Origin of the sequence: Amycolatopsis sp. w19 (assembly GCF_051373225.1) — a bacterium.
Lineage (GTDB): Bacteria > Actinomycetota > Actinomycetes > Mycobacteriales > Pseudonocardiaceae > Amycolatopsis > Amycolatopsis japonica.
On the sequence record NZ_JBPQFM010000001.1, the window covers coordinates 44,718 to 63,190 of the forward strand.

The 18,473-nt window shown below is 68.1% G+C and carries 15 protein-coding genes; 9 read left to right on the forward strand and 6 right to left on the reverse strand.

All coding sequences use genetic code 11. The annotated features are described in order from the left end of the window. Positions 1-273: 273 nt before the first annotated feature. A complete protein-coding gene (locus ACSMFO_RS00175; RefSeq protein ID WP_436456193.1) occupies positions 274-1,410 on the reverse strand; it encodes an SGNH/GDSL hydrolase family protein in 1,137 nt (378 codons plus the stop codon). A gap of 8 nt (positions 1,411-1,418) precedes the next feature. Next, positions 1,419-1,991, reverse strand: a complete 573-nt coding sequence (locus tag ACSMFO_RS00180; protein WP_436456195.1) for a TetR/AcrR family transcriptional regulator — start codon at positions 1,989-1,991, stop codon at positions 1,419-1,421. A gap of 121 nt (positions 1,992-2,112) precedes the next feature. Between ACSMFO_RS00180 and ACSMFO_RS00185 the strand changes: the two genes are divergently transcribed. Both ACSMFO_RS00185 and ACSMFO_RS00190 read left to right on the forward strand, forming a co-directional pair. Beyond that, entirely contained in the window at positions 2,113-2,961 is an 849-nt protein-coding gene (locus ACSMFO_RS00185; RefSeq protein WP_436456196.1) for a hypothetical protein, read from the forward strand. A 25-nt stretch (positions 2,962-2,986) separates the two neighbouring features. After that, positions 2,987-3,982 (forward strand): hypothetical protein, encoded by a 996-nt coding sequence (locus tag ACSMFO_RS00190; protein ID WP_436456197.1) that lies wholly within the window; start codon positions 2,987-2,989, stop codon positions 3,980-3,982. Between the two features lie 8 nt (positions 3,983-3,990). Here ACSMFO_RS00190 and ACSMFO_RS00195 read toward each other — a convergent pair whose 3' ends face one another. Beyond that, on the reverse strand, positions 3,991-4,407 hold the full coding sequence (locus ACSMFO_RS00195) for a Dabb family protein (RefSeq protein ID WP_436456198.1): 417 nt from the start codon (positions 4,405-4,407) through the stop codon (positions 3,991-3,993). Continuing rightward, on the reverse strand, positions 4,404-5,570 hold the full coding sequence (locus ACSMFO_RS00200; RefSeq protein ID WP_436456200.1) for an MFS transporter: 1,167 nt from the start codon (positions 5,568-5,570) through the stop codon (positions 4,404-4,406). The genes ACSMFO_RS00195 and ACSMFO_RS00200 overlap by 4 nt, the downstream gene beginning before the upstream one ends. Positions 5,571-5,652: 82 nt before the next feature. On the opposite strand from ACSMFO_RS00200, the gene ACSMFO_RS00205 reads away from it, so the two are divergent. The 4 genes from ACSMFO_RS00205 (at position 5,653) to ACSMFO_RS00220 (ending at position 9,545) form a co-directional block, all read left to right on the forward strand. Continuing rightward, positions 5,653-6,438: an FAD-binding protein gene (locus ACSMFO_RS00205; protein WP_436456201.1), complete on the forward strand. Its 786-nt coding sequence runs from the start codon at positions 5,653-5,655 to the stop codon at positions 6,436-6,438. A 5-nt stretch (positions 6,439-6,443) separates the two neighbouring features. Next, positions 6,444-6,920, forward strand: a complete 477-nt coding sequence (locus ACSMFO_RS00210) for a hypothetical protein (RefSeq protein ID WP_436456203.1) — start codon at positions 6,444-6,446, stop codon at positions 6,918-6,920. 9 nt (positions 6,921-6,929) lie between these two features. Next, positions 6,930-7,676: an EI24 domain-containing protein gene (locus ACSMFO_RS00215; RefSeq protein ID WP_436456205.1), complete on the forward strand. Its 747-nt coding sequence runs from the start codon at positions 6,930-6,932 to the stop codon at positions 7,674-7,676. 75 nt (positions 7,677-7,751) lie between these two features. Beyond that, positions 7,752-9,545: a carboxypeptidase regulatory-like domain-containing protein gene (locus ACSMFO_RS00220; RefSeq protein WP_436456207.1), complete on the forward strand. Its 1,794-nt coding sequence runs from the start codon at positions 7,752-7,754 to the stop codon at positions 9,543-9,545. Between the two features lie 68 nt (positions 9,546-9,613). Here ACSMFO_RS00220 and ACSMFO_RS00225 read toward each other — a convergent pair whose 3' ends face one another. Next, entirely contained in the window at positions 9,614-12,598 is a 2,985-nt protein-coding gene (locus ACSMFO_RS00225) for a family 16 glycoside hydrolase (RefSeq protein WP_436456209.1), read from the reverse strand. 555 nt (positions 12,599-13,153) lie between these two features. On the opposite strand from ACSMFO_RS00225, the gene ACSMFO_RS00230 reads away from it, so the two are divergent. The 3 genes from ACSMFO_RS00230 (at position 13,154) to ACSMFO_RS00240 (ending at position 17,505) form a co-directional block, all read left to right on the forward strand. Beyond that, complete coding sequence (locus tag ACSMFO_RS00230; RefSeq protein WP_436456211.1) at positions 13,154-13,993, forward strand: hypothetical protein; 840 nt, start codon at positions 13,154-13,156, stop codon at positions 13,991-13,993. An 80-nt stretch (positions 13,994-14,073) separates the two neighbouring features. Then, positions 14,074-16,134, forward strand: coding sequence for an ATP-binding protein (locus tag ACSMFO_RS00235; protein ID WP_436456213.1), 2,061 nt, complete (start codon positions 14,074-14,076; stop codon positions 16,132-16,134). Between the two features lie 147 nt (positions 16,135-16,281). Then, the gene (locus ACSMFO_RS00240) at positions 16,282-17,505 is read left to right on the forward strand and encodes a DUF222 domain-containing protein (RefSeq protein ID WP_436456215.1); all 1,224 of its coding nucleotides are present in this window, start codon (positions 16,282-16,284) and stop codon (positions 17,503-17,505) included. A gap of 204 nt (positions 17,506-17,709) precedes the next feature. On the opposite strand, the gene ACSMFO_RS00245 is transcribed toward ACSMFO_RS00240, so the two are convergent. Then, entirely contained in the window at positions 17,710-18,405 is a 696-nt protein-coding gene (locus ACSMFO_RS00245; protein ID WP_436456217.1) for a class I SAM-dependent methyltransferase, read from the reverse strand. Between the last annotated feature and the right edge of the window lie 68 nt (positions 18,406-18,473).

The following is an 18,473-nucleotide window of genomic DNA, read 5'->3' on the forward strand; positions in this document are numbered from 1 at the left end:
GGATCCAGCGCGAGGGGTGGCCGCACTGGACACAGTGGGGTCGCCGGGCACGGCCAAGGCGACCCGGCACCGGTGATCCGGTGCCGATCATGGTGATCCGCCGCACCGGTGGCGGATACCGACTTTCGTTGGACAGGAAGAAAAATAGGTAGCCGCACCGGGTGCTACCGGGTTAGACGCGCACAGTAAACGATAGGTGCTGGAGGTGTTGCGAAAGCCACTTTCGCAACCTTCAGCGTTGCGAAAGTGGCTTTCGCAACCCCCGCGGCGACGTCACACGAAAGCCAGGCGGGCGAAGCGTTCCCCGATGAGCCGGTGCGTGGCCGCGTCCGGATGGAGGCGGTCGGGCAGCGGCAATTCGGCATGGTCCGCCTCGCCGTACAGTTCGAGGCCGTCGAGGTAGCGCAGATGGGGATCGTTCGCGCTCCGCTCCTTGACGATGCGGGCGAGTTCGTCGCGGATCACGGTGAGCGTCAGCTTTCCCGCGGCGGTCTCCGCGGGATCACCGGTCGCCCTGAACCGCACTTTTCCTTCCCGCAACGCCTCCGGGTCGAACTCGCCGGGCCCCGGGGTGTGCTCGTGGATGGGGCAGTAGAGCGGCGAGACGACCAGCAACGGCGTGGTGGGATGGCCTTCCCTGATGGTGTCGAGGAAACCGTGCACCGCCGGGCCGAACGCGCGCAGCCGCAGCAGATCCGCGTTGACGACGTTGATCCCGATCTTGAGGCTGATGAAGTCGGCCGCCGTGTCCCGCATCGCGCGGGCGGTGAACGGGTCGAGCAGCGCGCTGCCGCCGAAACCGAGATTGACCAGTTCCTTTCCGGCGATGGCCGCGGCCGTGGCGGGCCAGATCCCGGTCGGGGTCGCGGCGTTGGAGCCTTGGCTGATGGAACTGCCGTGGTGCAACCACGTCTCGCCACCGGGTGACTGGACACTGTGGACGGAGGCGTCGGTGCGCAAGGCGACGAGCTGCGTCGTTTCGTTGTGCGGCAGCCAGATTTCGACGTTCTTGTCGTGCCCGGCCAGGCCGTCGAACCGCAGCGTCCGGACGGGGCCGGGCTGGTGCCGCGCGGTGCCGGTGGCCAGGTCGACGGTGATCGTGTCGCCGTCGGTCACGCTCGCCCGCCCGGCGAGCCGACCGTCGACGAGCAGTTCGTAGACGCCATCGGGCCGGGGTGGCGTGCCGGCGAAGACCCGTTTGGTGGCCAGGACGTCCAGTTCGACGACCGTCGCCGTGCTGCGGAAGACGAGCCGCACCCCGGACGGCTGTGCTTCCGCCATGGCGAGCTGGCCGTCGGGGATCTGCTGCCTGGCCCGGGCGGGCAGCCGGTGGGGGAGCACGCCGCGTTCGGTGTCTTCGAGGTCCAGCGCACCGCGGACGAGGGCGGCGCTGATCGGGGTGGTGAGCATTCTTCCGTTCATTTCGTTCGGGGCCAAGCGCGCAGCAGGACGTCGAGCGCGTCGAGGATCTCGGTCCAGCTCTCCTGCGGGCCGGGGGCGCTGTGGCTGAAGCCTCCGGCGGACTCCAGGCCGACGAAGCCGCTGAACACACTGCCCAGCAGCCGGACGGCGTGCGTCCGGTGCGGCTCGGCCAGGTCGTAGCCGCGCAGGATCGCCCGCATCAGTTCGGCGTGCCGGACGCCGGCGCTGGTGGACGCCTTCTCCGGGGCGAGCCGGAATCTCGCGGCGGTGAATCTGCCGGGGTGTTCGAGCGCGTAGTCACGGTGGACGTTCGCCAAGGCGATCAACGCGTCCTTGCCCGCCATGCCCGCCACCGCGGTGGCGGCGAGATCGGCGAGTTCGGCCAAGGCCAGCAGGGCGATCTCGGTCTTCAGCTCGTGGGCGTTCCTCACGTGCGAGTACAGGCTCGCCGTCTTGACGCCGCACCGCTTCGCGAGCTCGGTGGGGGTCACGTGCTCGAAGCCGATCTCGTCGGCGAGCTCCGCACCCGCCCGGACCACCCGTTCCGTGGTCAGTCCCGCTCTCGCCATGGTGGCCACCGTACCATAGTCCATTCGGGATTTGCCTAATAAGATTAGGCAGCCGAAACCTGGGTTCGGTAGCGCCCGGACCGGCGGAAGCTGGGCGCGAACCCGAACGGAGGTGAGCGTGATGAACACGGTGGATCCGGCCAAGGCCAGGCACGACCGCATCGAGCGGCTGCGGGGAGACCGCCGTCTGCTCGCGGGCGCGATCCTGGCGTCGGCGGTCACCCTGGTCTGCGGCTTCTTCGCCGGACACGGCTTCGGCGACCTTTTCGAACAGTTCCGGACGATGGCGATCGACAGCATCTTCGACGACCGTGGCGACGGCGAGCCGCCCTACGGCCCTATGTGGGGAACGTTCGGCTTGCTCGGTTGTCTCGCCGCCGGCAACCTCGCGGCGGCCGCCGCGAGGCGCTACCAAGGACGGTCGTCGGGACCGGTGTTCCCCGTCGTGGTGGCATTCGCGGCCAGTACGCTCGGCCTCTGGTATTCGTCGAGGGATTGGCTTCCGCCGCTCGCCGTCGGCACCGCTGTCGACCCCGTGTTCCACGAGGACGAAAAGTGGGGGCTCTGGGCGTGGTTCCTCTACTACGCCGACTGGTGGGCGCCCGCGTTCTCGTTCGTCCTGACGCTGCTGGCCCTGTGGTACGCCGTCCAGGTTTCGCGACGGCACGCCGAGACCGCCCGCACCAGGGAACGGTTGCTGCGGCACGGCCGGCGGGTGCCCGCCGGAATCGTCGAGGTGAAGCTGCGCCTGGCGGGTGACGAATCAGGAACCCGTGTCGTGGGCGCGAACGTGACGGTCGTGTTCACCGACGGCGCGGGGGCCCGGCACTGGGTGACCCGCCGCACGAGGGACACCACGATCGCGACGGCCGAGGTGCTGTTCGACCCGGCATCACCGGCCGACGACAAGAAGATCTTCGTGGCGTTCCGGCGCCATCCCGCCCTCAGTGACTGGCTACCCGCGCACTGAGTCCCGAAAGTTTGGAGTCACGCCCATGCCGCTCGCCCTCGCCCGCGGATTCCTGACCGGGATCATCACCGGGACGACCCTGTGCGCGTTCGTCGTGGGGATCGTCATCGAGTACGTGCCACTGATGATCACGGGCGTCGGACTCCCCATCGCCTATGGAATCCTGCTCTACCTCGCCGGAGCGCCACGACGTGCTCGTGAGGCGAGGATCGCGCCGGTGATCGCGCTCGCCAAGGTCGAGAGCCTCCGCGCGGGCGGCACCGAGACGGGCGACATCCCGGTCTACTTCGACCTCACCGTCGCCCCCGAGGGGGCGGCGACCTACCGGTTGAAGATCACCCACGGCATCAACCTGGTCGACCTCCCGGACTACCACGCGGGCGATGTCCTCGTCGTGCGGTATCCGCCGGACCGGCCGTGGAAGGCGGAGGTCGTCGAGCGGCTGTCACCGGAGTGGGAGCGCCGCGTGGCCGAGGCGGCGATCGAATCCGCCCCCGAGTCCAGCCTGGTGCGGGAACCGGCGGAGGGCTGTGCGTTCGGCGCGCTCGCGGTACTCGGGTTCGCCCTCGGCGCGGCGCTCGTGCTGTACCTGTTCCGTGCGGAGCTGTTCGCGCCGGAAGAGCCCGTGCGGGCGGAGGAAACCCAGTCCAGCACGACCACGTCTTCCTCGGGATCGGCGACCGTGAACGTCGACAGATCCCTGCTGGGCGAAGGGGAACTGCGCCGCGCGATCGACTCGCTGGCGCTGACCACGGATGTTTCCCAAGTGATCACCGCGGTCGTCGAGGACCGGCGCCTGACCGTGGTCTTCGCCCCGACGGGCGCCCAGGTGCCGCGGTTCGACCTCCGAGAGCCGGCGGTCGACCGCGTCCCTGCCCTGGTCCAGCGGGCGAAGGCGACCATCCACGTCGGGGATCCGAAGACGTGGCAGGTCACGATCATCCCGTTCGGGACCGCGGTGAGCAGCCGGGTGATCGTGACCGGCCCCGATGGCAGCGGCTCACTCGCGGACGGTGGCTGAAGCCGTGGTCAGGCTCCGTGCTTTCCCGGCGCGGCGCTGCCGGAGTACTCGCCGAGGCCGGAGATCAGCTCGGTCAGCTCGGCGTCGTTGTCGTAACGGCGCTGGTGCAGTGCGGCGATCTTCGCGCCCATCTCCGGATCCGGGTCGTCGGTGACGTCGAAGGACGCGAACCGGTCGACCAGCGGGAGCCCGACCCGGTCGGTGTTCCGGTGCGCCGGGTGCATGAGGTACTCCCAGTACCCGTCGAGGTCTTCGATCGCGAAGACGGCACCCCATTCGTAGTCGCCGCCGAAATCGCGGCCGACGACGAAGGACTTCACCGCCGGGATGACCCGGCCCTGGTTCCGGAGGCTCTCCAAGGCCTCCTCGACCTGCTCCGGCGAGGCGTCGGACCGCAAGGTGAAACGGTTGCCGTGGTAGATCATCGTGTTTCCTTTCCGTTGTTCCGGTTCGAGATGAGGGCGGCGGTCGCCGCTCCGGCACCCAAGGCGATGCCGGTCCAGGTGAACGCGTCGGCGATGCCGATGCCCTGGACGAGGGGTTGGACGACGAGCGGGGACAGGAACTGGCCGAGGAAGATCCCGGTGACCAGGCCACTGAGCACCCGGCCGCGCCGCGCGGGATCGGCGGACTCGGCCAGGAGCAGGTTGAGGTTCGGGACGACGAAGCCGACGCCGAGCCCGCCCGCGAGCAGTCCCGTCACGACCTGGGCGACGGTGCCCGCGGTCCCGATCACCAGCCAGCCCGCGCCCATGAGCGCGACACTGACGGTGGTGATCGCGGTGGGGCCCAGGCGCCGACGCAGCCGCGGGAAGGTCAGCGCGCCGACGACGCCGGTCAAGGTGCTCCCGGCGACCACGGCGCCGACGACGACGGGTCCGCTGCCGAAGCCCTCCAGCAGGAACGGCAACTGGGTCGGCGCCATGTAGAAGACCAGCGTCACCACCAACGCCAGGACGTAGACCCCGACGACGCGGGCGGGCAGCCGGCCGCCTCCACTGACAGCGGGGCTGTTCCGTTCCGGTTCGCGCAGGGACACGATCGCGAAGACCGCCACGATCGCCGAAACCGAGTAGATCCAGAACGGCGCATGCCAGCTCACGGTGGCCAGCAAACCGGCCAGTGGCAGGAAGACGACGCCGCCCAGGCTCGCGAATGCCTGCTGCAAACCGAGGAAGGAGGCGCGGCGTTCGCCGGTGAACCAGTCGGTGATCAGCGTGCTGACCGCGGTCATGATCCCGCCGACGGCCAGTCCGAGCGCCGCCCGGGTGATCAGCAGCAGGTAGAGGTCGTCCACGAAGAATCCGGCCGTACCGGAAACCGCGTAGAGCCCCAGACCCGTCAAGAGCAGTGGACGGCGTCCGACGCGGTCCGCGACGATCCCGGAGAGGGGCGCGCTGATCGCGATCGCGAGCGAGGTCACGGTCAGCGCCAACCGGACGAGAAGACCCGAACCGGGCGTATCCGCGAAGTCCTCCCGCATCGCGGGCAGACTGGGCGCGATGATCGCCGCGGCCATGATGGTCAGGGGCGCGGCGGCCAGCACGGTGCCACGAGCCCGCCGCGTCGGTGCCAAAGTGTCCGTCACGCCACCAATTTCGCAGCGGGACACCGGCATTCGCGTCGGTGAAAATCGCCTATGTCCGTCCGCGCTCGGTAGCGTGCGAGGCATGACCGACGAGATCCTGCCCGCCATCGCCGGAGAGATCCTCACCGGAGATGCCGCCTTGTCCGTCGCCGGCCAGGACTGGGGGAAGCTGATCCACGCGAGGCCGGGCCTGGTGGTGCGGCCCGCTTCGGTGACCGATGTCGCCGTCGTGCTCAGGTTCGCCGCCGCGCGCGGTCTTCCGGTCGCCGCCCGCGGCGCCGGGCATTCGCCGTACGGGCAGGGGCAGGTCGAGGGCGGCATCGTGCTGGACATGACTTCGCTGCCGCCGCGTCGCGTGGTCACCGGCGATCTGGTGTCGGTGGACGCCGGTGCCCGCTGGCGGGAGGTACTGGAAACGACGTTGCCGCACGGGCTGGCACCGCCGGTGCTCACCGACTATCTCGAACTGACCGTCGCGGGCACGCTGGTGGTCGGCGGGATCGGGGGAGCGACCCTGTTCCCGCGAAACGAACGTGGACCTGTTCGACGCCGTGCTCGCCGGTCTCGGGCAATGCGGGGTGATCACCCGCGTGACACTGCGGCTGACCCCGGCCCCGGCGCGGGCCCGCCGGTGGAAGCTCTACTACGACACGCTTCCGGCGTTCCTGGCCGATCAACGCGCCGTGGTCCGCGACGGTCGTTTCGACTACGTGGAGGGGCAGCTGATCCCCGTCGAGGACGGCTGGCGGTACCTGCTGGAGGCGGTCGCCCACCACACACCGCCCGCCGAGCCGGACGAGTCCGCGTTGCTGGACTCGCTCGAATTCGACGAGTCCGAAGACGAGGACGGCGTACTTCGACTTCCTGAACCGGATGGCCGACGGGGAGGCGGCGCTCCGGGCGATGGGGAGCTGGTTCCGTCCGCATCCGTGGCTGAACGTGTTCCTCACCGACGACACGGTCGAGCGGTTCGTCGCCGAAACCCTCGCCGCCACCGGTGAATCCGAACTGGGCGCCACCGGGCTGATCCTCCTTTACCCGGTGCGGAACGACCGCTTGAAGACCGCGCTGTTCAGCGTGCCGCCGGGTGAGCTGTCCTGGCTCTTCTCCCCGCTGCGCGTCGGTTCTCCCGAGGATCCGCCGCACAACGCGCGCCTGCTGGAGCTCAATGTGGACCTCTACCGGAAGGCACGCGCCCTCGGCGGAAAGGTCTATCCGTCGAACGCGCTGCCGATGTCCACAGAGGACTGGCGTGCGCACTTCGGCGACGCCTGGCCGAAACTCGCCGACGCCAAGGCCCGGTACGCGCCGGGGAACCTGCTCAACCCCGGCCAGCGCCTGCACTGGTAGAAATGTCCGGTGCGGGACTTCTTCAAGGGTATCCGGATGTTCGGGCGAGGCCTCGGCATCCTGGCGCGGTCGCCGAGGCTGCTGCTGATCGGCGCGCTGCCCGCGTTGCTGACCACGGTGCTGCTGATCGGCGGGATCGTCGCGCTGGCGTTCTGGATCGACGATCTCTCGCTGCTGATCACGCCGTTCGCCGACGACTGGTCGGCGGGCTGGCGGACGACGATCCGGGTGGCGGTCGGCGTCGCGGTGTTCGGGGCGGTGCTGGCGATCGCCATGATCGGCTTCACGGCGATCACCCTCGCCGTCGGAGGGCCGTTCTACGAGCACATCGCGGAGAAGGTCGAGGACGATCTCGGCGGCGTGCCCGGCGCGGTGGACCTGTCGGGGTGGCGGTTGCTGGTGATGGGCCTGAAGGACGGCCTTGCCCTGGTGCTGCGTTCGCTCCTGTTCACGATCCCGCTGCTGATCGCGGGTTTCATCCCCGTCGTGGGGCAGACCGTGGTGCCGGTCCTGCTGGCCCTGGTGACGGCGTGGTTCCTGGCGCTGGAACTCATCGCCGTGCCGTTCTACCGGCGCGGGATGGGCCTGAAGCAGCGCCGGCTGCTGCTGCGGCTGCACCGCGCGCTGGCCCTCGGGCTGGGGCTTCCCGTGTCACTGCTGTGCCTGATCCCGTTCGCCGCGCTGATCGTGATGCCGGTCGGTTTCGTCGGCGGTGTGCTCGTCGCGCGCGAGGTCCTGGCGGACGACATGGCCTAGAGGTCTGTGTCAGATGACGCAGACACCGGCGGCTCCCGGGCGCCATCGTTGGCGCGACACTGAGGGGAGCTTCCGATGAAGAGAGCGTTGTTCCTGGCCGCCGCCATCCCGATCGTCGCGCTGCTGACGACCGGTCCGGCGATGGCCGACGAGGGGATCGTGGCCGGGGTCGTCAAGGCCGCCGACTCCGGTGAGCCGGTGGCCGGGGCATGTGTGACGCTGTTCGATCTCGACCTGAAGGAGACGGGGTCGGGGTGCGCGGGCGCGGACGGCCGCTACGAGATCGCGGGCGTCGTACCCGGCAAGTACAAGGCACGCGCGACCGCCGCCGGATACGCCGAGCTTTGGGCGTACAACAAGGGAAGCGCGCTCGCCGCCGAGGTACTGGACCTGCCGCACGGCCTGGACTTCTCGTTGCGGCAGGGCACGGCCACGGTCCGAGGGCAGATCACCGCCGAGGGAAAGCCCGCCGCGGGTGCCTCGGTGAGCCTCACCGATCAGAACCAGCGGTGGTGGTCGACGGTCCTCACCGCGGCGGACGGCACGTATTCGTTCAGCGGTGTCAAGGCGGACACCTACACGATGGCGATCACCTACGGCGATCGCACGCAATGGATCCGGCAGAAGTCGAGCTTCCCGGAAGCGGACACCTTCGCGGCCGAGGAAGGCCAGGTCGCCGTCGTCGACGAGGCCATGGTGCCGTACGGAAAGCTCCGGGTGGTCGCGACCGACGAGAAGACCGGCGCGCCCGTCGCGGGCGCGTGCTCGCAGCTCAACCGGCCGCGTCCGCCGGAACCGCGGAAATGCGCGGGCGCCGACGGGGTCATGCTGTACGAGGACGTGCCGCCGTTCGACTACTACACACTGAGCGTTTGGGGCCCGGACGGTACGCATTACCCGGTCAACGGGCAGCAGGTCCATCTGACCCCCGGCCAGACCACCGAATTCGGGGCGCCGATGAAACCCGCCGCGTCGATCGTGGCCACCGTGCGGGACGCGAAGACCAAGGCGCCGCTGGAGCGGATCTGCGTCGACACCTACGCCCTCCCGATCGTCGGCGTCCTCGACGCGGACTATCAGTACCACTGCAGTGACGCGAACGGGAAACTGGTGATCGGGCCGATCGAACCCGGCTCGTACAAGCTGCTGGTCAAGCCGCTCGACGAGCGCTACGGCATCCAGTGGGCCGGGCCGGACGGCGGCACCGGCGACATCGGCCAGGCCCGTACGGTCACCGCCGAACTCGGCAAGGCCGTCCCGTCCGCGGACATCGAAATGGATCCCGCCGGCACGATCACCGGCAAGGTCACCGATCGCGCCACGGCGGCGCCGGTGAACGGCGTCTGCGTCTACCCGTACGCGGTCGATCCCCGGATCGGCTTCCGCTTCGACGTGAACTGCAGCCGGAACGGCGGGCTCTACACGATCAAGGGCCTCGGGCCGTACAAGTGGCCGCTCGAATTCGCGTCCTCGCGGGGCGACTACGCGTGGCAGTGGTCGGGAGGCGGCGCGGACCGGTTCGCCGCCCGTCCGGTGCGGGTGCGGCCCGGCGCGACCGTGACCGAGAACGCCGCGCTGGTGCCGAACGGCGCGGTCAGCGGACGGATCCTCGACAAGGACGGCAAGCCGACCTTCGGCTACGTCTACGCCTTCAGTGCGCGCACCGGCGACATCGTGGACTGGGCCACGCCGGATTCGAACGGGCAGTACACCGTCAACGGTCTCACCACGCAGAACGTCAAGATCAAGCACTACACCGATGCCGACTGCTGGTATCGCGACGCGGCCGATTTCGCCTCCGCCACACCGATTCCGGTCACGGCCGGGCAGACCACGGGAGGAGTGGACCTCCGCCCCTGCCGCCGCTGACAAAGTCCGTGAAGGCCTCCTTGAGGGACCCTGGGTCCTTCAAGGAGGCCTTCACGGACAGCTCCGTGCTAGCCGATGGGCTCGATCCAGATGTTGCGGAACCGCGGGTTCTCACCAGGGTCACCGTGGTCCTGCAAGCGGATCGCGCCCGGTGCCGCGCTTTCCGGGATGCTGTCGCCCGTACCGCCGTCGATCGCCACGTCGTTGTGGACCACGACGCCGTTCCACACCACGGTCACGCGGGCGTTGTCGGTCTTGTTCCCGGCACCGTCGAACCGGGCGGCACGGAAGGTGACGTCGTAGGTCTGCCAGGTGCCGGGCGCCGTCGCCATGTTCCGGTCAGGCGCCTTCTTCGAGTAGATCGCGCCCGCCTCGTTGTTCGCGAGCGTGGTGTCCCCGAAGGATTCGAGCACCTGCAGTTCGTAGCGTTCCTGGAGGTAGACGCCGCTGTTGCCCCTTTGCTGTCCGGTGACCTCCGGCGGATAGTTCGGCTCGTTCCATTCGACGTGCAGCCGGAAATCGCCGAACTGCTGCTTCGTACGGATGTCCCCGCCGTTCGACTCCATCGCGCCGCCGGACACCGGCCAGGTCGCCGCGCCGCCCGCGCGTTTCTCCCACGCGTTCAGATCGGTGCCCTTGAACAACGAGATGCGCCGGGACTCGGTCACGGTGAGACTGTCGAGGTTGACGTTGCCCGCGTCGCCCGTGTCGTAGCGATAGGAGATCGTGTTCGCTCCGGCTTTGAGGTCGAGCGTCTCGGGCTGGGTGTTCCAGGTGTCCCAGTTGCCGGTGCTCGCGAGCCGGACCTGTTTCACCTTCGTCCCGTTGACGTACACGGTCACCGATTTGGTCCCCGGCGCCGGATCCGGGCCGTTCGAGTAGCGCAAGGCCGCGTTGTAGGCACCGGACTTCGGCGCGTTCACGGTGAACGTCGTCGCGGCGCCCTGGTTCCAGTAGCCGTCGACGAAACCGGTGCCCGTGTAGCCGGCGTGGTTCGTGTTCGTCCCCGCGCCACCGCTCAGCGCGGCCCGCTCCGCTTCGTAGGTCGTGCTCGCCGGCGGGCCGCCGACCAGGGAGTTGAGCGTGTACCAGGCTTCCGTGCTCCACAGCGCGGCACCGGACTCCGCCGCGAACGGACGCGGTGAGCGGAGGTGGACGACGTGGCCGGCCTTCAGGCCCGCCACCTGCAGGGTGACCTTCTTGCGGTCGGCCGACAGGCTCGCGGACGTGACGGACAACGTCTGCTCGTCGATCTTCGGCCCGCCGTAGGCCGGTGTGGGCTGGTAGCGCCACTGCTGTGCCTGGTACTTCGCCGCGAGGTTCTGCGCGGTCCCGGCCGACAGCGGCTGGGTGTACTCCAGTTCGAATCCGCCCGCGACGGCCCTCATCGCCCGGATGTCGAAGGCGTTGGTGCCGTTGGGTGTCACCTTTTGGAGGCCGTAGGCGAGTTTGCCGGGCTGGCCCCAGTTCCCGCCGCCGTCGATCCCGCCGGTGTAGATCGCGCCGTCGGGGCCGAGGCTGATCCGGCTGACACCCGACTCGAGGCCCTGGGTCATGCGGAAGACCGCACCCTGGTACTCGCCGTTCACCTTCTCCAGGAACGCGCGCTGCAGCCCGCCGTAGGTCACGTCGCCGTACACCATCTGCCCGGCGAACGGGCCCGTCGGCAGCATGACCATGTTGCTCGGCGAGTTCGCGATCTCGTTGTGCGGCAACCACAACACGGGCGCGGTCACCGGCTTCGCGTCGAACGGACCGGCGGGATTGGTGTAGTGGTTGAAGAAGCGGTCCTGCTTGACCCGGACGAGCTTGTTCGCGGGAAGCCAGCCACCCTGGTTGTCGGTGACGAAGACGTCGCCTTCCGGTCCCCAGCCGATGCCGTGCGGTGTACGCAGCCCGCCGGCGATGTAGGAGACCTGGCCGGTGGCCTTGTTGACCTTGATCGTCGTGCCGCGGTTCTTCGCGGGCTGCGGGTCGGTCGTGGCGCCGCCGTAGTTGATGGAGACGGAAAGGTTGGCGTAGAAGTAGCCGTCCTTGTACAGCAGGCCGAACGCGAACTCGTGGAAGTTGCCGCCGAACGGCCAGGTGGCGACCGTGCGGTAGTCGTCGGTCACGCCGTCGCCGTTGGTGTCGTTCAGTTCGACGAGCCGCGTCTTCTCCGAGACGTACAGCTTGCCGTCGACGTACTTGACGCCCATCGGTTCCTTCAGCCCGCTGGCGACGCGCTGCGTGCGGACCTTGCTCGGGTCGGTGTTCCCGCTGACGTTGCTCAGCAGGTGGACTTCGCCGAGGACCTTGTCGGAGCCGCCCCACGTGGCGATGGCGAGCCGTCCGTCCGGCAGCCAGTCCATGCCGGTGACCTGCGGCTGGAATCCCTCGGGACGCAGGTTCGTGAGCGTGAAGCCGGGGTGGACGCCGTTGAGCGGCAGGCCGTCACCGGGGGAGTCCGTGGCGCCTTCGCATTCCTTGCGCCCGGGCGAGGTCACCCGCACGACGTCGGCGTCGGTGCTGAGCACCGAATTCGGCACGACCGCGAAATCCGCCGCGCCCGGCGGACGCCATTCGAGGGTGACCTGCTGATCGTTGGTGTTGTCGAAATGATCGATCCGCAACGCGTGATACCCGGTGCTCAACTGCACCGACCCGGTCGCCGGGGTCGCCCCGTGCAGGCCGTCGTGGTTGATCACCGTCTGGCCGTCGATCCGGAGCCGGGAGCCGTCGTCGCTGGTGAGCCGGAATTCGTACTGGCCCGCGGTGGCGACGTTGATGTTCCCGATGACCTCGGAGACGAACCGCTCGTCGAGCCCGAAGTCGGTGGTGGTGGTCCAGTTGATCGTCGGCATCAGCTTGTCGACGTTGGGGGTCTGGCCGGATTTGATCGCGCAGAGCTTGGTGAGTTCGCGCTGGAGGTCGTACGTGCGGAGCGTGACACCGGGTTGCTGGGGTGGGATGGCCGCTTCGGCCGGGACTGTGGCCAGCCCGGTCAATGCCGTGACCAGCGCCAACGAGGCGACGATGGACCGGTTGAAGCGCTTGCGGACAAACGGAAGCATCGTTGCTCCTCGGGTCGGCGGCGGAGCACCTCTGTGACGTCGCTGAACCTAAGAGGACTTTCGATCGAAGTCAACGAAAGTATGTACAGAACGGACGAAAGTTAGTCCGAACGGTCGCGTTCGGGGTCTTTGCCCTGCCGTCCGGCGGTGACCTCGGGGATCGTGGAAGTCCGGGAACCCGCGTGAATCGTGAGTCCCCAGGCGATCACGATCCGGCTTCCATTCCGGAGCTTTCGCCGATGCTGCTTAACGGTGTCGCCGTCGGACCCGACCTTTACGCCATGGGCGACGACGGAGGTCCTTGAACCCGATATCCAGGACGGTTGTGAAGATGGCGAAAAAAGGAAAGAAGTGGAATTGCGACGGAGGCGGCAGGGCGCATGCGCGGACCCTGCGGACCTTGGGATTCAGCTGCATCGGCTCGACGTCAGATGCCCGGTGGCTTCGTAGAGGCGGTATCACGGTCCCGGTTCCCAAGGGGGCACGCCTGTCCCGGCCACAGATCATGTACCTGCAGGCGACCTGTGGCTACGGGCGAGAGGCGTACCTGCGGGCATGGCGCGCGAAGGTGCGGAAGCTCGGGTGCCCGAATGGTGGAAAGAACCCGCTCGCTTGAGAGCGCTCACAGGTGAGGTGGTGGAAATGCCCAGACGCGAGCGACGAGACGATGGCATCCGTCCCGTCGGGCTTTCCTTCGGCCAGCGGTTCGCCTGCGTGACATTCGGCCTCGCGGTTATCGGCCTGGCGCAAGCAGGTGTCTATCTCGGTCATGACGGTGCGGCCGTGGTCGCTCTCGTGGTCCTGGCGGGAGTGGCGTTCTTGCTGGGCGTCGTGGGTCTGGTGCCCAAGCGGGTCTCCTGGGGCAAGAGCCTGAAGCTCGAGTTCCTGGCCGGGGTGAGGGTCGCGGAGGCGCAGGCGTTGACGACCGCGCCGTCGGAAATCTCACGTCTTGCGCAGGAAGCGATCGCGACCGTGAAGGGCTCCGCGGACGTCGAGGGGGTCACGGAGGCGGTGATCCTCGCCGACCACGCGCTCTTCACCGCGGAGATCATGGCGGTGGTGAAAGACGTCGCCGCCATGATCGGTGCCGAGACGAAAGAGAACGGGATCGGCGACGAATGGTGGAACGCTCGCGTCGCGAAGGGAAGCGTTTCCGTGTACGTCTCCATCCGTACGACCCTCGACGATCAGGTCACCTCTTACATGCGGTCCAGGATGTCGGCCGTCGAGGAGGGCGCGGACGTTCTCATCGTCGCTCGCGAGGTCGACACAAGGGCCTTGCGGAATCTCGGTGGCCCTCGGCCGCCCGCGGTGATCACCTGGCAGGGCGAACCCGACGATCTGAAGCGACCGCTGGCGCGGCTTTTCAAGAACAGGGGAAGATCCCGGGGATGACCGGCGTCGCTGGTCTGCGCCATTCAGGTGGGAACCGCGGGAACTCGCGACAACGGTCCACCCCGGCGCGATTTCCCGGTATGGATCGTTGGTACGACGAGTCCCCCGGGCGCGGTGAAGGTTCGCCGCTGACCCCGCACCAGCTCCCGTCGGTGACCGCGACGTTCGTCGGGCGGGAAACGGAATTGGCGAAGATCAGCGCGATCGCGGACCGAGGGGACGGCCGCTCTAACGCGATCGCGATCATCGCGGGCGCGCCGGGGGTGGGGAAGACCGCCTTGGCCGTGCAATGGGCATCCGCGCAGCGCGAGCGTTTTCCCGACGGCGATCTCTACTGCGACCTTCACGGCTACGCGCCGGGTCCGGCCAGTACACCACCCGAAGTTCTCGCCGGTTTCCTGCGTGCGCTCGAGGTTCCAGGGAAGAAGATCCCGCGAAGCCTGGAGGCGAAGTCGGCGCTCTTCCGCTCGTTGCTGAACGATCGCCGGTTCGTCATCGTGCTGGACAACGTCACCTCACCGGACGCGGTACGCCCGCTGCTGCCCAGCACGCCCGGCTGTTTCGTGCTGGTGACGAGCCGCAGTAGCCTGTCGGGCCTCGTCGTGACCAACGGTGCCCGCCGGATCACCTTGGACATGCTGATGCCCGCCGAATCGGAGACCCTGCTCCGGACGGCGATCGGATCGCGCCGGGCGGACGGCGAACCCGGCGCGATCAGGGAACTCGCGGACCTGTGCGGGCATCTGCCACTGGCGGTGAGGATCGCCGGCGAGCGGGTGGCGGCGCATCCGTATCTGAAGCTGGCGGATCTTCTCGGGGAACTCCGGTCGGAGGCACGAAGACTCGACGCGCTCGAAACGGGTGACGACGAAATGTCCGCCCTGCGGCCGGTGTTCTCGTGGTCGTACCAAGCCTTGGATCCCGCCACGGCCCGGGTCTTCCGGATGCTCGGCCTGCATCCCGGACCGACCGTCAGCGTGGCCACCGCGTCCGTGCTCGTCGGCCCGCCCGCGGCCGATGTCCGGCGCAGGCTCGACAAGCTCACCGCGGGGTACCTGCTGAGCGAAGTCGACCGCGACAGATTTCGTTTCCACGACCTGCTGCGCGTGTACGCGAAGGAACGTGTCGATGCGGAGGAGTCCGCCGAAGAACGCGAGGAATCGCCCCGGCGCTTGATCGAGTGGTATCTCGCCTGCGCCGATTCGGCGGACCGGGTGCTCACGCCCATGCGAAGACGCGTCGCTCTCGAAGTCTCACCGGACGTCTCCGCCAAGCTCGAATTCGGCACCTACGGGGAAGCACTCGCCTGGTGCGAGGCCGAGCAGGCCAATCTGGTCGCGTCGGTGCACGCCGCGCTGGCCGCGGACTGGTCCTCGATCGCGTGCAGGCTGCCGCTCGCGCTGTGGGCGTTCTTCACCTTGCGGAAACCGTGGGCCGACTGGATCGCCACCTACAAAGCGGGCGTGGAGGCCGCGAGACGATGCTCCGACCAGTTCAGCGAGGCTTCCTTGCTGGCCGGACTGGGCATCGCGCACCGGGACCTGTGCCGGTTCGAAGAGGCGTTGGCGTATTTGGAGTCGGCGCTCGCCATCCGGCGGCGGATCGACGATTCCTGGGGGCAGGGGCAGGCGCTGATCAGTCTGGGGATCGCGTACCACGAGCAGGGCCGGTTCGCCGAAGCGCTCGGACATCACAGAGACGCGCTGGAGGTCTTCCGGCTCCTCGGTGACGAATGGGGAGCGGCGCAGACACTGCATTTCCTCGGCCTCACGAACCATGGGCTGGGCCGATTCGACCAGGCTTACGAGAACCTCCGGCAGGCCTTGGACATCCGGCATCGGATCGGCTACCGCTACGGCGAAGCGGAGACGCTGGTGGGACTGGCCCTCGTCTTCCAGAAGATCGACCGGAGCGGCGAATCCGCAGGGCAGCTGAAGCGGGCCTTGGAACTACGTCGCGACATGGGAGATCGCTATGGTGAAGCGGCGGCGCTGGACCACTTGGGCCAGCTCTGGGCGAGAAAAGGCGAAACCGAGCGGGCGAAGACCTGCTGGGGTGACGCTTTGAACATCTTCAACGAGCTTGGTGCGCCGAGGGCTGCGGAGGTGTATGCGCGGCTTCGTGAGGTTCAAGCGAGTTAAGTCTTTTGACTGCGGCGGCGCATTATCGGGAGACGGTGATGGGGCAACGGTTCTTGCCGAAAATCGGCAATGCCTCTGTCGCTCGTGGGGCCTGGAATTGTCGGTGGTGGGTCGTAGGTTCGTGGGGTGGATACTCATTCTGCGCCTGTGGCGCTCTTGGAAAGCCTCACCGATCCCGAGGTGCTGGCCGCGGTGAACGATGCCGCAAATGTGTTGGACGACAAGGATTCCGTGGCGTTGGCGCAAGCCGCGTCGGCGGGGATCGCGCGTTTGGAGGCGGTGCGGTTCCGGGCGTTGGCGCAGTTGAACCGGCATCGTGAGGGCGTGCGGAGTGTGGCGCAGGAGGTCGCGCTTGAGTTGTCCCTTGTGGACAATCATGCGGGTGCGCTGGTCGCCGCCGCGGACGCGCTGACCAGCCGCCTACCCCGCACGTTGAATCTGATGGACGAGGGAAAACTGGCCGGGTTCAGCGCGATGAAGGTCGCGACGGCCACCGCCTGGCTCTCCGATGAGGACGCTCTTGCGGTGGACGCCTTGTTGGAGGATCGGATCGGGGACAAGAACCCGGATCAAGTCCGGAAAGCGGCCAACCATGCGGCGAACACCATCGACCCCGAGGGCGCGGGTAAACGGGCTGAGCGGCATCGGGAGGGTCGTCGTCTGACGTTGCGGCATGGTGAGACCGGAGTCGCATCCATCGAGGTCGAGGATGGACCGGTGGAGAAGGTCGCTGCCGCTTATCAGCGGATCGACCGTGAAGCGCGGGCTCTCAAGACCAAGGAGGAACCCCGCACTCTCGACCAGTTGCGGGCGGATGTCGCGCTCGATCTGCTGCTCGGCGGCCAAGGAGGCACGAGCGAACGCAGCGAAGTGTTCCTGTACATGGATTTGTTCACCTATCTGGGGCTGAATGACGATCCGGCGAAACTAGCGGGGCATGGCACGATCCCCGCCGCGTTGGCCAGGGAGATCGCCAGCGGCGGGAACAGTGTGGTGCGGCGGATCATCACCGACCCGCTGTCCGGGCAGATCCTCGATCTCGGCCGGGACCGATACCGGCCCAGCGCGGGTTTAGCCGAGTTCGTGCGGGTGCGGGACCGTGAGTGCCGAAGACCCGGCTGTCACCGACCCGCCCAGGCCTGCGACCTCGACCATTCGGTGCCGTGGCAACACGGCGGCCACACCACCGACACCGACCTCATCGACCTCTGCCGCCGAGATCACCGGTTGAAGGACGAACCCGGCTGGACCTACCACCTCGCATCCGATGGCACTCTGACGATCACCACACCCACCGGGCAGCGCTACGACAGCACACCACCACCCCTTCACGGACCCCGCCCGGCAGCCGACGAACCGCCACCGTTCTGAGTCCGTCGCCGAAAAGCGGCGATGGGGTGCTGGACTTCAGCTTCCGGCCCGTCGCCGGAAAGCGGCAACGGACGGCTTGTGCCCGAGTAGCGGCAAGTCGTCAAGAGCGGTGAAGAGCGCTTTGCCCGCATCAGATGCGGTGAAAGTCCCCTTCATCCACCCCCGGGGCCAGAAGAACTCGAGACACGCATCCCATCCGGCGAGCTAGCGTTTCCGCCCCCACGCCACCAGCCCCCGTTTCGTCAGCGACAAAGGCACCGCCGTCTTGGTGGCCAGCCGCCACGCGGACGGCTCGGGCAGGCCCCGGCCGCGGAGGAACAGCGCGACCGCGGCGCGATCGGGAAGCGTCACCAACCGGGCGTCCCAGGCTCGGATCGATTCGACCTCGAACACCTTGTCCAGCAGAGGTTCGGCGGTTTCCGCGTCGAAGCTCGAGGCCCGGCCCCAGCGAGGCAGTGCCCAGGCCAGCTCGGGATCGTTCCACCGGCTCGACGCCGAGACGGCCAGCAGTCCACCCGGGGAGAGGACCCGCCTTACCTCGGTGAGCGCTTCCACCGGGTCGGGAACATGGTGAAGCATCCACAACGCGGCCGCGCCGTCGAAGGTCGCTTCGCGGAAGGGAAGGCCGGTCACATCTGCCTGGACGGAGTATCCGGGCGCGTGGGACACGTGCGACGCCAGGTCGGCCACTACCGTCGGCACGTTCCGGCGTACCAGAAGCCGGGAAAGCGCTCCGGTGCCGCCTCCGACGTCCAGCACCAGTGAACATCCTTCGGTCGCGAAGCCGGCGGCGATCTCCGGATGGACGTCGCCGCACGAGGAGAACCACGCGGTCGAGAGCACATTGGCCGCGAAGCGTCCGGGATCACTCTCGTAATCGACGGGAACGGCGTCATTCACGACCTGACAGACTAGGGACGTGCAGGGCGGTTCGCGTCGTCTGCTCGGTGGGGTCTTTCGGGCATCAG